Below are 13,523 nucleotides of genomic sequence, written 5' to 3' on the forward strand. Positions count from 1 at the left end.
GCGCTCGCTCGCGAAGGGCGAGGCGATCACGCAGGACACGTCCACGCTCGAGAACCCCGCGATCCTCGAGCAGCTCGCCGAAGTGCGCTGATCGCGCCTGTTGTGCACGTTGCGCACACGAGCCCCTGCGCGGCAATCCCGATTGCCCGCGCAGGGGCTTTTTGCTAAATAACGGCATGACCGATTCGTCCCGTCCGGCGCCTGCCGCGCCGCCACCCGTTCCCGAGCCGCTCGCGCGTGCCCATGCGCGCTATTGGCGTTTCAACGTCGTGTTGATCGTGGTACTGATGGCGATCGGCTTCACGGTGTCGTTCGTCGTGCCGTTCTTCGCGCCCGCGCTCGCAGGCATCCGCTTTGCCGGTTTCAGCCTGCCGTTCTATGTCGGCGCGCAGGGCGCGATTCTCGTGTATCTCGTGCTGATCGTCGTCTACATCGGCCTGATGCAGCGCGCGGACCGCCTGCTGCGGCGCGCGTACGACGAACATGCGTCGCACGCGGGCAATGCGCACCATGCCCGCTGATCCATGCTGACGCATCGACTGATTCGCGCGTACGCGCTTTACACCCTCGGCTTTCTCGGGTTCGTGCTGCTGCTGTGGCGGATCGAGCGCGCGACCGGTTCCGGCGTGTGGATCGGCTACGTGTTCCTGTTCGTGCCGATTGCCGTGTATGCGGTGATCGGGCTGCTGTCGCGCACGTCCGATCTCGTCGAATACTACGTGGCCGGGCGGCGCGTGCCGTCCGCGTTCAACGGGATGGCGACGGCGGCCGACTGGCTGTCGGCGGCGTCGTTCATCGGTCTGGCCGGCTCGCTCTACGCAACCGGCTACGATGCGCTCGCGTACGTGATGGGGTGGACCGGCGGGTTCTGCCTCGTCGCGTTCCTGCTCGCGCCATACGTGCGCAAGCTGGCGCGCTACACGATTCCCGATTTTCTCGGCACGCGCTTTTCCAGCACCGCCGTGCGCGCGCTCGCGGCCGGCGCCGCGATCCTATGCTCGTTCGTCTATCTGGTCGCGCAGATCCAGGGGATCGGGCTGATCGCGACGCGCTTCATCGGCGTCGACTTCGCGATCGGGATCTTCTGCGGGCTCGCGGGCATTCTCGTGTGCTCGTTTCTCGGCGGGATGCGCGCGGTCACGTGGACGCAGGTCGCGCAGTACATCATCCTGATCAGCGCGATCCTGATTCCCGTATCGCTGATCGCGATGAAGAACGGCCTCGGGCCGGTGCCGCAGTTCAATTACGGCAAGTTGATGGAACGCGTGGCGGCGCGCGAGGCGCAGGTGCGCGATGCCGCCCCGGAGCAGCAGGTGCGCGATGCGTATCGCCGGCAGGCCGCGGTAGTGCAGGCGCAGCTCGACCGCTTGCCTGCATCGTATGCGGACGCTCGCCAGCAACTCGTCGACCAGCTTGCGGATCTGCGGCGCCACAACGGGCCGCTGCGCGAGATCAACCAGCGCGAGCGCGAACTGGCGGACTTTCCGCGCGACCCGACGGCGGCGCGCGTGACCTGGACCCAGACGCGCGACGATCTGCTGGCACGCGCCGAGCCACCCGTGCCGATGCACGAGCCGTTTCCCGCGGCGAACGACGACGACCGCAAGCCGCGCAAGCGGAATTTCCTCGCGTTGCTGTTGTGCCTGTCGCTCGGCACCGCGAGCCTGCCGCACATCCTCACGCGCTACAACACGACGACGTCGGTCGCATCGGCCCGGCGTTCGGTCGGCTGGACGTTATTCTTCATCGCGCTGTTCTACCTGAGCGTGCCGGTGCTCGCGGTGATGATCAAGTACGAGATTCTCACCAGCCTCGTCGGGCGGCCGATCGCCGAGCTGCCCGCGTGGGTCACGCAGTGGCATCACTTTGAACCGGACCTGATCAGCGTCGTCGAGGTGATTCGCGACGGCATCGTGCACTGGTCGGAGATCCAGATGCAGCCAGACATGGTCGTGCTGGCCGCGCCGGAGATCGCGGGGTTGCCGTATGTCGTGTCGGGGCTGATCGCGGCCGGTGCGCTGGCCGCGGCGCTGTCGACCGCGGACGGGTTGCTGCTGACGATCGCGAATGCGCTGTCGCACGACGTCTATTACTGCATGGTCGCGCCGGACGCGTCGAGGCAGCGGCGCGTGACGATCTCGAAGGTCTTGCTGCTTGGCGTCGCGCTGTTCGCGTCGTACGTCGCGTCGCTCAGTACGGGGAAGATTCTGTTTCTGGTCGGGGCGGCGTTTTCGCTTGCGGCGTCCAGTTTCTTTCCGGTGCTCGTGCTCGGAGTGTTCTGGAAACGCACGACGACGCGCGGTGCGATCGCCGGGATGCTGACGGGGCTCGCGGTATGCGTGTACTACATCGTGTCGACGTATCCGTACTTCACGCAGCTGACGGGGTTCGCTGGGCGGACGTGGTTCGGGATCGAGCCGATCAGTTCAGGTGTGTTCGGCGTGCCGGCGGGGTTCGCGGTGGCGATCGTGGTGAGTCTGCTCGATCGGCAGCCGGATGAATACACGAGGGCGCTGGTGGATTACATTCGGCATCCGTGACGCTGAGGCGCTGGACGCGGGACATCGCGGCGGGAAGAAGCTTTCGATGTGGCGCAAGGCCAGATACAGCAGTTTGCCAGCCGCTTCGTCGCTCGGTGTCGAGCGCCGCTGCTGCCGCCTCGGCCTGGAGACCGGCTTGATCGCGGCAGTCAGCGGCTTGCGGTCCTTTCAGCTCGCCAGATTCAGCGAATTGCGGATCGGATGCACGATGCAGGTCTGGATTTGGGCGGCCGGAGAGCCCGCCTCGATCGCTTCGGGGAAGCCGCGCAAACTGTCGACCACCGCGATCAGGATGTCGTGCAAGCCCCGGTACTTCAGTTCGTTGAAGACCTTCATCCAGAACTTTGCGCCCTCGGTTTGCTCGATCCACAGACTCAGCACTTCCTTGCGACCGTTGGCACGAATGCCCAGCGCCAGATAAGCATTCGACCAGGACGCTCGAGCGCGGATAGCTATTCGGTGGACATGCGTCAGGCGTGCCCGTCCCTGGTGCTTTGCGCTTCGTCGTTTCCCACGTCTGTCGGCCGCGGTGCCGAGGTGAAGTCCGGTGGCGGCGTTTGATAGTTGGTTTGATAGCCACAAAACAAAAAGCCCCGCAAATCATTGATTTTGCGGGGCTTTTTAAATCATTTGGCGGAGAGAGGGGGATTCGAACCCCCGATAGGCGATTAACCTATACACGCTTTCCAGGCGTGCGACTTAAACCACTCATCCATCTCTCCGGAAGACCGAGAGTATAGCAAACTCTGGCGGATGGTCGCCACCCCCTTGGGCGATCCGCCGAAATCGGCCGGAAAGCCGCCTTCCGCGGGTCGCGCGGCGGCCTGCTTCGTATCGAATCCGGCCGCGCAGAAGGGCCATGCCCCCAGTTACGCCCGGGCCCGGCCGCATGGCCGCGCGAGTCTGCTATCTTCCCGGGCATCTCATCGCTTTCCTGCCTCTCCATGACCGACCGCATCGTCGCCGCATTCGATTTCGACGGCACCATCACGACCACCGACAGCTTCCGTCATTTCGTCCGCTACGCGGTCGGCACGCCGCGATTCGCATGGGCCGGGCTGCGCGCGCTGCCGTGGATCGTCGCGATGAAGGCGGGACTGTTGTCGCGCGGCGATGCGAAGGCGAAGTTCGCGTGGTTTGCGCTCGGGCCGATCCGCGAGGACGCGCTCGACGTATTGGCGCGCAGCTTCGTCGACGGCTACCTGCCGAACCTCGTGCGTCCGGACATGCTGGAGCGGGTGCGCGAGCATCAGGCGCGCGGGCATGAAGTCGTGCTGGTGAGCGCATCGCCGTCGCTGTATCTGGAGAAGTGGGCGAAGACGGCCGGCATCGACACGGTGCTCGCGACGCGCCTCGCGTTCGAGCGCGGCACGTTCACCGGGCGGTTGAACGGAGAGAACTGCTGGGGCCCGCAGAAGGTCGTGCGCTTGCGCGGCTGGTGGGGCAATCGGCTGCCCGCGAAACTGTTCGCCTACGGCGACAGCCGCGGCGACAAGGAAATGGCCGAACTCGCGAACTGGGCGTGGATCCGCGGGCAGGGGCCGATGCCGCCGATCGGCGACTGACGGACTAACGCGACACCGGCGCGGCGAGCAACCCCGCGCGCTGCCGTCAAGCGTCGGCCCGCCGCGTGCCGCGCACACCGCGAACCGGACGATACGCACCCCAGCGATTCGAACGCTTGAACGTGCCGACGTCGTTGAACCGCACGCCGACTTCACGCAGTGCCTTATGCGCGGTGCGTGCGGTCAGCTGCCGGATGTAGAACGGATCGCGCACCACGAAGTGATGGATCGCATGCGTGCTGCCGAAGTTGAAGCAGAACAGCTGGAACGGCAGCATCCACCACGGGTTGAGCACCTGAGTCTGCTGGATCACGTTGCGCGAATCGATGTCGCCGAAGTAATGCATGTTCGAGCTGACGAAGTTGATGCAGAAGCTGCGCACGAAGTTCGGCCCGAGCCACACGACCGCGAGGAAATCGACGACGTGCATCACGCGCTCGACGACGGTCGGCACGGTCACCGCATAGCCGAACGCATGCAGCGCGAACAGGCCGGTGTGATAGACGATGAACGCGTGCCACAGCGCGTAGTACGCATGACCGATCGGCATGTATGACGACACCTGCTCGATGCGCAATTGCGCGCGTTCGGCCGCATCCTGCACCGGTTGCGCGGCCACGTACTGCTTGACCTTGCGGCGCATCGCCTCCGGCCGCAGCACGACGGCGAGCATCCCGTCCGCGATCATCAGCAGCCGCTTCACGCCCCAGCGTTCGCCGTTGGTGATGCCGAATTCCTCGAGATCCGATTCGCCGCCCGACACCTTGTGGTGATGCAGGTGCATGCGCCGGCGCGTCCACGGGTTGATCGTGCCCGGCCGCGTGAGCCAGCACAGCGCCATCATCAGGTGATAGGCCCACGGTGTCTTCTTGAAGTACATCAGGTGGATCAGGTCGTGCTCGAGTTCGTGGATCAGCGATGTGACGAACGCGACGAGCGGCAGCGCGACGTACCACGCGATCGCGCCGCGCGCATACAGCCAGGCGATCGCGAGCATCGCGCTCACCGACACGGCCATCACGGTCGCGCCGACGAGGTTCTGGTTGTCGAGCAGCGGAAAGCGCGCGCGGATCGCGTCGCTCGCGGCGTTGACCTCGCGGCGGACGTACGCGACCTTGTCGGCGTCGTGACGAAAGACGGTTCGTGCAGATTGGCTCATCGACCGGAATCCGAGCAGAGAGAGTGGGGCGCAATGCCGATGTGACAAGCATAGGTGCGCCTCGTGGCGCACGCGAGGGCCGCCGGTGCCAATGATGGTGTCATTTCGGGCCACGTTGGCCCACGGCCGGGTTGCGATGCGGCGTCATGCGGCTAGAGTGCCGACGCGGTGTCATTGCGGGCCAGCGACGCTACAATCCGCCGAAAACCGCTCCGGAGTCCGCCGTATGGCCCTGTCCGTCCCGGATGCCGCGCGCCAGCTGAACAAGGCGACGGTATCGTCCGCGTATGCGCTGTTCATGCTGATGCTCGCCGAGGAGCGCGGCATCGATGGCGGCCGAATTCTCGCCGGGTCGGGTGTCGAGCGCGACCGGCTCGCCCAGCCCGACGCGCGCATCACGCCGCTGCAGCAGGCGGCGATCGTGTTCAACCTGCTCGAGGCGACGGACGATCCGTCGATCGCGATCGAGATCGGCCTGCGCAGCAGTCTCACGAAATCCGGCCTGATCGGCTTCGGGCTGATGAGCTGCGCGACGCTCGGCGAGGCGATCGCGCTCGGTATCCGCTACCTGCCGACGCGCGTGCCGTTCTTTTCGGTGCGGCTCGCGCAGCTCGACGGGATTGTCGACATCGACGTGCTCGAGGCATTTCCGCTTGGCCGGCTGCGCCAGTTCGCGGTGGAGAACTTCCTGGTCGAGACGGCGATCCTGTTCAACTCGCTGCTCGATCCCGCGCCCGGTCGCACGCTGAGGTCGCGCGCGGAGCTGCATTTCGAATGGCCCGAACCGCCGTGGTTCGAGCGCTATCGCGAGCGGCTGCCGCGCTGTCATTTCGACGCGAGCGCGAACCGCATCCGCTGCGACGCGGCGCTGCTCGACGAGCCGATCGGCACCGCGAACGCGCAGACCGCGCAGATGATCGTCCAGCAATGCGAGGCCGAGCTCGCGCGGCTCGGCTATGCGGAAAGCATCGTCGAGCGCGTGCGCAACCTGCTGATCTGCGGCGACGCCGGTTATCCGTCGGTGGACGAAGTCGCGCGCGAGCTGCACGTGTCGGCGCGCACGCTGAAACGCAAGCTCGCGGAATTCGGCGCGACCTATTCCGCGCTACTCGACGAGATCCGGCTGCGCGATGCGCTCAGGTTGCTCGAGGGCACACGCCTGCCGGTCGACGAGATCGCGGCGCGGGTTGGCTATACCGACCGCGCCAATTTCACGCGTGCATTCAAGCGCTGGACCGGCGTCGCGCCGAGCGAGCGGCGCTGACGGCGCGGCGGGCGGCGCGGCCGGTGTCGGTGGGTGCGCCCTGCATCGATCAATCGACCATGGATCAATCGGCCCGTCAGACGATCGCAACCCAGTTCGCCCCGCGACCGCCCGGCACGCGCGCGTGCAACGACAGCGTGCCGTCGCTTGGCTCGACCGCATAGACCGACACGTATTCCGATTGCTCGCCGCATGCGACGAGCCAGTGTCCCGACGGATCGATCGCGAAGCCGCGCGGCTGCGTTTCGGTGGCCGTCGCATGAGCGGGTTCGAAGGTGCCGTCCGCATGCTGGCGATAGCAAAGCAATTGGCTCGACGTGCGTTCGCTGACATACGCGAAGCGCTCGTCGGGCGTCAGGTGGAGATCGGCGGCCCACACGGCGGGTTCGGTCGGCGCGGGCGGGCGCGCATGGCCTTGCGCGAGGTCGATGACGGCCGGGTGACGCGCGCTGACTTGTGCGTTGCCGAGCCGGCCGCTGTCGACGTCGCGCGAGAAGGTCGCGAGCGTGGCCTGGAATTCGCTGACCGCGACGAGCGTGTGGCCGTCGCGCGCGAAGCGCAGGTGACGCGGCCCGAAGCCGCCCGGCACGCGCGTTTCGCCGTGCTCGACGGCGCGCAGGCCGCCTGCATCCTCGACCAGCGCGAACGTAAAGATCCGGTCCGAGCCGAGCGAGCTCACGTACGCGAATCGATTGTCCGGCGACACGACGACGGCATGCGCGTTCGCGATGCCGTGCGCGACCTGCAGCGGCGCGCCGTCGCCGTCGCGCACGCGCGCGGCGTCGTAGAGGCTCAGCGAGTTGCCGCCGTACGACGCGCCGAGCAGCCAGCGGCCGCTGCGATCGAGCGACAGGTACGCGTGGCTCGCGTCGATCGCGGTTGCGCCGATGCGGGCGAGCGCGCCGGTGCCGGCTGCGATGCGGAATGCGACGATCGTTGGCTCTGCGCCGCGCGTCGCGACGTACAGCCGCCCGCGATCGGGCTGCACGGCGACCGGCATCGCGACGTCGCCGGCCGGGTAGCGGGCGAGCGGGGCGAGCGCGCCGTCGGAGGTGAGCGAGAACGTGGCGAGGTCGCCGTCGACGGCATTCGAGACGACGACGGTCAGGCGGTCAGTGTTCGGCATGGCGGAGCAGTGCGGTGTTCGTGAAGGACTCGTCGGCCGGCAGGCCCTTCGGCGGATCGCTGCGCCGGTGCGTGCGGGCGAACAGCGCGGCGACCGCGGCGACGAGGGATGCGATCGCGAGCGCATACAGGCCGCCCGTGATCGAACCCGTATGTTGCTTCAGATAGCCGAAGGCCGTCGGCGCGACGAAGCCTCCGAGGTTGCCGATCGAGTTGATCAGCGCGATCACGGCCGCGGCCACGCGCGTGTCGAGGTAGCCCTGCGGGATCGGCCAGAACAGCGACGACGCGGCCTTGAAGCCGAGTGCGGCGAAGCAGATCGACGCGAACGACCAGACGGGATCGTGCGACGTCGACGCGAACAGCCCGCACGCGGCGAGCACGAGCGCGAACGACAGCCAGCGCTGCGGATGTTTCCACTTCGCGGACAGCACCGCGAAGGCGTACATCGCGCCGATCGCGATCATCCACGGAATCGTGTTGTAGAGGCCGACCTGGAAGTCGGTGAGGCCGCCCATCTTGCGGATGATGGTCGGCAGCCAGAAGGTGGCCGCGTAGATCGTGAGCTGGATCGCGAAATACAGGAAGCAGAACAGCATGATCTGCGGGTCGCGCAGCAGCGTGGCGGCCGATACGTGCACCTTCGAGCGCACGTCGCGGGTCGCGCGTTCTTCATCGAGCGCGTTCTGGAGCGCCGCGCGTTCGTCGGCGGTGAGCCACGTCGCGTCGCGGATATGCGACTTCAGAAGCAGCCAGCTCGCGCCGCACAGCGCGACCGAGAACATCCCTTCGATCAGGAACATCCACTGCCAGCCTTGCAGGCCGAAGCCGTGGATCGACAGCAGCGCGCCGGTCACGGGCCCGGACAGCACCGACGCGAACGCGGAGCCGCCGAGGAAGATCGCCATCGCCTTGCCGCGCTCCTGCGGCGGCAGCCATTGCGACAGGTACAGCACGACGCCGGGGAAGAAGCCGGCCTCGGCTGCGCCGAGCAGGAAGCGCAGCACGTAGAACGACGTGTCGTTCCAGACGAACGCCATCGCGGCGGCGACGATGCCCCACGTCGCCATGATTCGCGCGAGCCAGATGCGTGCGCCGTAGCGCTGCATCAGCAGGTTGGAAGGCACTTCGAACAGCGCGTAGCCGACGAAGAACAGGCCGGCACCGAGCCCGTACGCCGCCGCGCCGATACCGATCGACGCTTCGAGGTGGCGATCGACGAAGCCGACGTTGACGCGGTCGATGTAGTTCGCGATGAACATGATCAGCACGAGCGGCAGCACATGCCATTTCACTTTCGAGACGGCGGACGCGAGCGGGTCGCGGCCGGGCAGGGCAGGCGTGGTCAATGGAGTCTCCGGTCGGGCGGCGGACGGGGCGGCGGCCCGCGTCGGCGTCGGGTGGTGAGTTAAGTAGTATGTTGTCGTACGACATGGTACGCCTCAGATTCCGGCATGACGTCGCGGGTTTACCCGAAATTCGGCCAAATAATGAGACATCGCAGCGGGAGATCACTAGGCGCCATCACGTCTGATGACGTATGACGTGATTCGGCAGCTCGACGGCAACCGTATCCTCGGCGGCCCGCTCTGCACTGCGATGGGCGTTGCCCCCGGGTGGGCGCCGCCCGCTACGCCATCGACACGACGCTGTTCAGCAGCATCTTCACGAGCACGGCCTGGCGCGTTGCGCCCGTCTTCGCGAAGATGCCGCGCAGGTGTGCGCGGGCGGTGTTCTTCGTGATGCCGGTGGCGGCGGCTGCTTCGTCGAGCGTCAGGCCGTCGACGAGCAGCAGTGCGATCTCGGTTTCCATCGGCGTGAGGCGAAACAGCCGGTGCAGCATGTCGCGCGAGGTCTGGGGCGACGACGCCGGATCGCGGACGAACACCGCGACGGCCGGCCGGTGCTGGCGGTCCTCCGCGCCGTGATAGGGCGCGAGCGGGCGCAGCAGCACGTTCAACGGCATCGCGCCGCCGGGGCGCGACAGCGTGGTGGCCTCGATGCGCCCCAGCGCGCCCGCGCGGAAATGCTCGAGCGTGGCCTGCAACGCCTTCTGCAGCCGGCGCTCGTCGAGCGGGCACGACGCATGGAGCCGCTCCTGGCGCAGGCACAGGCCGTCCTGCTGCGCGAGCAGCCGTTCGGCGATGCGGTTGTGCTTGATCACGCGGCCATCCTCGTCGAGGATCGCGGTGCCGACGTCGAGCCGGTCGACGGTGCCCGCGTACAGCGCGCGCTCGGCGTCGAGCACGTCGAGCGCCGCATGCAGCTCGACCGCGCGCTGCAGGTGGGGCAACAGCGTCGCGACCTGCGCGCGTTCGGCCGCGTCGAAGTCCCGGGCATGATGCGCGCGGCTCACGAAGAACGCGCACTCGACGCCGCGCTCGCCGCGCAGGTTCGCGCCGAGGATGAAGCGCAGGTCGAGCGGCTGCAGGTACTGCCGGTAGAAATCGTGCGCGCACCAGCGGGCGGCGCCGAACAGTTTGTCTGCCGTGAACACCTGGCCGGGCGGCTGGTCGAGAAACGGGCACAGCGCATAGAACTGCTCGCTGTACGACGGCTCGCCGGGCAGCAGCGGGCCGTGGGCCGACGCGTTGATGATGAGCCCGCGCCGCGAGCCGCCGGGGTTGCGCAGCACGAGCGTCGTGAAGCGCGCATCGAGCCGCACGCGGATCGCTTCGAGAAAGCGCGCCCACGGCGTCGTTTCGGACAGGCCCTGGTAGACGAGCCCGAGCCACGCGCTGAGTTCGCGGGCCGTCCACGCGGCGTCGTCGAAACCGTCGTGCGCGGCCGTGTCGTCGGGCGCCAGCGCGATCCGCATGCTCGTGTTCTCCTGGGGCGGGGTGAATGCTTCCGAACGAGCATACCGGCCGTCCGGCGGCCCGCGTCATCCGAACGGAGTAGACGACGCGGGCAGTGCCCGTGCGACGCGGCCGGCGAGGGTCAGGCGACGCGCTCGCGCAGCAGGTACGCGACGATGCGATCGGCCGCCGCTTCCGGCGACTCGGCCACCGTGTCGATGCGCAGTTCCGGCTGCGCGGGCGGCTCGTATGGCGAGTCGATGCCCGTGAAGTGCTTCAGTTCGCCCTTGCGCGCCTTCTTGTACAGCCCCTTCGGATCGCGTTCCTCGGCCACCGCGAGCGGCGTGTCGACGAACACTTCGACGAACTCGTCGGGGCCGGCCAGCGCACGCGCCATGTCGCGTTCCGCGCGGAACGGCGAGATGAACGATACGAGCGTGATGAGCCCGGCATCGAGCATCAGTCGCGCGACTTCGGCCACGCGCCGGATGTTCTCCACGCGATCGGCCTCGGTGAAGCCGAGATCGCGGTTGAGCCCGTGCCGCACGTTGTCGCCGTCGAGCAGGTACGTATGCTTGCCGAGCGCATGCAGCCGCTGCTCGACGAGGTTCGCGATCGTCGACTTGCCCGCGCCGGACAACCCGGTCAGCCACACGATGCGCGGCGTCTGCGCCTTCTGCGCCGCGCGCGCGTCACGGTCGACGTCGACGGCCTGCCAGTGCACGTTGTGCGCGCGGCGCAACGCGAAGTGCAGCATCCCGGCGCCGACCGTGTCGTTGGTGAAGCGGTCGATCACGATGAAGCCGCCGGTATGACGATTCTGGTCGTACGGATCGAACGCGACGGGCCGGTCGAAGCTCAGGTTGCACACGCCGATCTCGTTCAGCGCGAGCGTGCGCGCGGCGAGATGCTCGCGCGTGTTCACGTCGATCTTGTACTTCGGCGTCGCGCAGGTCGCGCCGACCGTCTGCGTGCCCAGCTTCACGAGATACGGCCGGCCCGGCAGCAGCGGTTCGTCGTGCATCCACACGAGCGTCGCCTCGAACTGATCGGCCACCTCCGGCGGCGCGTCGGCGTGCGCGATCATGTCGCCGCGGCTGATGTCGATTTCGTCGGCGAGCGTGAGCGTCACCGCTTCGCCGGCGCGCGCGACGTGGGCTTCGCCCGCCGGCGTGATCACTGACGCGATGCGGCTTTCCTTGCCCGACGGCAGCACGCGCACGCGTTCGCCGACGCGCACTTCGCCGGACGCGATGCTGCCGGCATAGCCGCGGAAGTTCAGATGCGGGCGGTTGACCCATTGCACGGGCAGGCGGAACGGTTCGTCGCGCGTCACGCGCGCGACGAGCGGCAGCGTGTCGAGATGCTGCATCAGCGGCGGGCCCGCGTACCACGGCATGCGCGGGCTCGACGCGATCACGTTGTCGCCGCGCAGTGCGGACATCGGAATGCTGACGATCTCCTGGAGGCCGAGCTCGGCCGCGAACGCGCGATAGTCGGCGTCGATGCGCTCGAACACCGCTCGGTCGTAGTCGACCAGATCCATTTTGTTGATCGCGAGCACGACGCGCCTGATGCCGATCAGCGCGACGAGATGGCTGTGGCGGCGTGTCTGCGTGAGCACGCCCTTGCGCGCGTCGATCAGGATCACCGCGAGATCGGCAGTCGATGCGCCGGTGATCATGTTGCGGGTGAATTGCTCGTGGCCGGGCGTATCGGCGACGATGAACTTGCGTCGCGCGGTCGCGAAGAAGCGGTACGCGACGTCGATCGTGATCCCCTGTTCGCGTTCGGCCGACAGGCCGTCGACGAGCAGCGCGAAATCGAGGTCGCCGCCTTGCGTGCCGACCTTCTTCGAATCGGCTTCGAGCTGGGTCAGCTGGTCGTCGAACAACATGTTCGATTCGTAGAGCATGCGGCCGATCAGCGTGCTCTTGCCGTCGTCGACGCTGCCGCACGTGATGAAGCGCAGCAGGTCCTTCGTCTGCCCATCGTCGGCGCGCATACCGGGTGCCTCGGGTGCGGTGAGAACGGGTGCCATCAGAAATATCCCTCCTGTTTCTTCTTTTCCATCGAACCGGCCGAATCGCTGTCGATCAGCCGTCCCTGGCGCTCGGACGTGCGCGTGTCGCGCATCTCCTGCAGGATGTCGTCGAGCGAGCTCGCGTTGCTGTCGATCGCGCCCGTCAGCGGATAGCAGCCGAGCGTGCGAAAGCGCACCTTGCGCATCTGCGGCACTTCGCCGTCGCGCAGCGGCAGGCGCTCGTCGTCGACCATGATCAGCGCGCCGTCCCGCTCGACCACGGGCCGCTCCTTCGCGTAGTAGAGCGGAACGATCGGAATGTCATGCAGCCGGATGTATTGCCAGATGTCGAACTCGGTCCAGTTGGAGATCGGAAACACGCGCAGGCTTTCGCCCTTGCGCTTGCGCGCGTTGTACAGCGACCAGAGTTCGGGCCGCTGGCGCTTCGGATCCCAGCGGTGCTGCGTCGAACGCAGCGACACGATGCGCTCCTTCGCGCGCGATTTCTCCTCGTCGCGGCGTGCGCCGCCGAACGCGGCGTCGAAGCCGTAATGGTCGAGCGCCTGCTTGAGCCCTTGCGTCTTCCACACGTCGGTGTGAACGGCCGATCCGTGCGTGAACGGATTGATGTCGTTCGCGACGCCGTCGGGGTTCACGTGAACGCGCAGGTCGAGGCCGAGGCGCTCGGCCGTCTCGTCGCGAAACGCGATCATCTCGCGGAACTTCCACGTCGTATCGACGTGCAGCAGCGGAAAGGGCGGCTTCGCCGGGTAGAACGCCTTCATGGCGAGATGCAGCATGACCGAGCTGTCCTTGCCGATCGAATAGAGCATCACCGGGTTTTCGCTTTCCGCGACCACCTCGCGCATGATGTGGATGCTCTCGGCCTCCAGTCGCTCCAAGTGGGTCAACATCGTTCGTCTCCTTGTTGCATGCCGGCGCCGCGCGACATGTGCGGCGTTTCGTGCATGACGCCAACGGTATCGAGCGAGGGCAGTGCCGTTCTTCGTCCGGGTGGACTAGGGCCTGTTCCGGCCAACAACGGGCTT

Annotated in this window: 9 protein-coding genes, 1 tRNA gene and 2 pseudogenes; 4 read left to right on the forward strand and 8 right to left on the reverse strand. The window is 67.1% G+C overall.

Features of this window, described 5'->3' with window-relative positions; translation table 11 throughout:
- Positions 1 to 176: 176 nt before the first annotated feature.
- Positions 177 to 521, forward strand: coding sequence for a DUF4212 domain-containing protein (locus BTE28158_RS18980; RefSeq protein WP_151050703.1), 345 nt, complete (start codon positions 177 to 179; stop codon positions 519 to 521).
- Between the two features lie 3 nt (positions 522 to 524).
- On the forward strand, positions 525 to 2,540 hold the full coding sequence (locus BTE28158_RS18985; RefSeq protein ID WP_151050702.1) for a sodium:solute symporter family protein: 2,016 nt from the start codon (positions 525 to 527) through the stop codon (positions 2,538 to 2,540).
- Positions 2,541 to 2,711: 171 nt separating this feature from the next.
- Here BTE28158_RS18985 and BTE28158_RS18990 read toward each other — a convergent pair.
- Positions 2,712 to 2,999 (reverse strand): annotated as a pseudogene (locus BTE28158_RS18990) (transposase); the annotation flags it as partial.
- Positions 3,000 to 3,171: 172 nt separating this feature from the next.
- Positions 3,172 to 3,262: transfer RNA gene (locus tag BTE28158_RS18995), tRNA-Ser, on the reverse strand.
- A gap of 222 nt (positions 3,263 to 3,484) precedes the next feature.
- Between BTE28158_RS18995 and BTE28158_RS19000 the strand changes: the two genes are divergently transcribed.
- Entirely contained in the window at positions 3,485 to 4,105 is a 621-nt protein-coding gene (locus BTE28158_RS19000; protein ID WP_124905626.1) for an HAD family hydrolase, read from the forward strand.
- Between the two features lie 46 nt (positions 4,106 to 4,151).
- Here BTE28158_RS19000 and BTE28158_RS19005 read toward each other — a convergent pair whose 3' ends face one another.
- Positions 4,152 to 5,264: a fatty acid desaturase gene (locus BTE28158_RS19005; RefSeq protein ID WP_151050701.1), complete on the reverse strand. Its 1,113-nt coding sequence runs from the start codon at positions 5,262 to 5,264 to the stop codon at positions 4,152 to 4,154.
- Positions 5,265 to 5,490: 226 nt separating this feature from the next.
- Between BTE28158_RS19005 and BTE28158_RS19010 the strand changes: the two genes are divergently transcribed.
- Positions 5,491 to 6,528, forward strand: a complete 1,038-nt coding sequence (locus tag BTE28158_RS19010) for an AraC family transcriptional regulator (protein ID WP_059599044.1) — start codon at positions 5,491 to 5,493, stop codon at positions 6,526 to 6,528.
- Between the two features lie 76 nt (positions 6,529 to 6,604).
- Here BTE28158_RS19010 and BTE28158_RS19015 read toward each other — a convergent pair whose 3' ends face one another.
- From BTE28158_RS19015 to cysD, 5 genes and pseudogenes are all read right to left on the reverse strand, one after another.
- Positions 6,605 to 7,654: a lactonase family protein gene (locus BTE28158_RS19015; RefSeq protein WP_151050700.1), complete on the reverse strand. Its 1,050-nt coding sequence runs from the start codon at positions 7,652 to 7,654 to the stop codon at positions 6,605 to 6,607.
- Complete coding sequence (locus BTE28158_RS19020; RefSeq protein WP_151050699.1) at positions 7,641 to 9,002, reverse strand: MFS transporter; 1,362 nt, start codon at positions 9,000 to 9,002, stop codon at positions 7,641 to 7,643. The genes BTE28158_RS19015 and BTE28158_RS19020 overlap by 14 nt, the downstream gene beginning before the upstream one ends.
- A gap of 281 nt (positions 9,003 to 9,283) precedes the next feature.
- Positions 9,284 to 10,471: a helix-turn-helix transcriptional regulator gene (locus tag BTE28158_RS19025; protein WP_151050698.1), complete on the reverse strand. Its 1,188-nt coding sequence runs from the start codon at positions 10,469 to 10,471 to the stop codon at positions 9,284 to 9,286.
- 122 nt (positions 10,472 to 10,593) lie between these two features.
- Complete coding sequence (gene cysN / locus BTE28158_RS19030) at positions 10,594 to 12,492, reverse strand: sulfate adenylyltransferase subunit CysN (protein WP_151050697.1); 1,899 nt, start codon at positions 12,490 to 12,492, stop codon at positions 10,594 to 10,596.
- A pseudogene (gene cysD / locus BTE28158_RS19035) lies at positions 12,492 to 13,412 on the reverse strand (sulfate adenylyltransferase subunit CysD); the annotation flags it as partial. The gene cysN and the pseudogene cysD, both read right to left, overlap by 1 nt.
- Positions 13,413 to 13,523: the final 111 nt, after the last annotated feature.

Origin of the sequence: Burkholderia diffusa (assembly GCF_902499115.1) — a bacterium.
Classification (GTDB): domain Bacteria; phylum Pseudomonadota; class Gammaproteobacteria; order Burkholderiales; family Burkholderiaceae; genus Burkholderia; species Burkholderia diffusa.

Coding starts and splice junctions, on each gene's coding strand:
- BTE28158_RS19010 (WP_059599044.1), top strand. CDS start 5,491: ATGGCCCTGTCCGTCCCGGATGCCGCGCGCCAGCTGAACAAGGCGACG.
- BTE28158_RS19025 (WP_151050698.1), bottom strand. CDS start 10,471: ATGCGGATCGCGCTGGCGCCCGACGACACGGCCGCGCACGACGGTTTC.
- BTE28158_RS19015 (WP_151050700.1), bottom strand. CDS start 7,654: ATGCCGAACACTGACCGCCTGACCGTCGTCGTCTCGAATGCCGTCGAC.
- BTE28158_RS19005 (WP_151050701.1), bottom strand. CDS start 5,264: ATGAGCCAATCTGCACGAACCGTCTTTCGTCACGACGCCGACAAGGTC.
- BTE28158_RS19000 (WP_124905626.1), top strand. CDS start 3,485: ATGACCGACCGCATCGTCGCCGCATTCGATTTCGACGGCACCATCACG.
- BTE28158_RS18980 (WP_151050703.1), top strand. CDS start 177: ATGACCGATTCGTCCCGTCCGGCGCCTGCCGCGCCGCCACCCGTTCCC.
- cysN (WP_151050697.1), bottom strand. CDS start 12,492: ATGGCACCCGTTCTCACCGCACCCGAGGCACCCGGTATGCGCGCCGAC.
- BTE28158_RS18985 (WP_151050702.1), top strand. CDS start 525: ATGCTGACGCATCGACTGATTCGCGCGTACGCGCTTTACACCCTCGGC.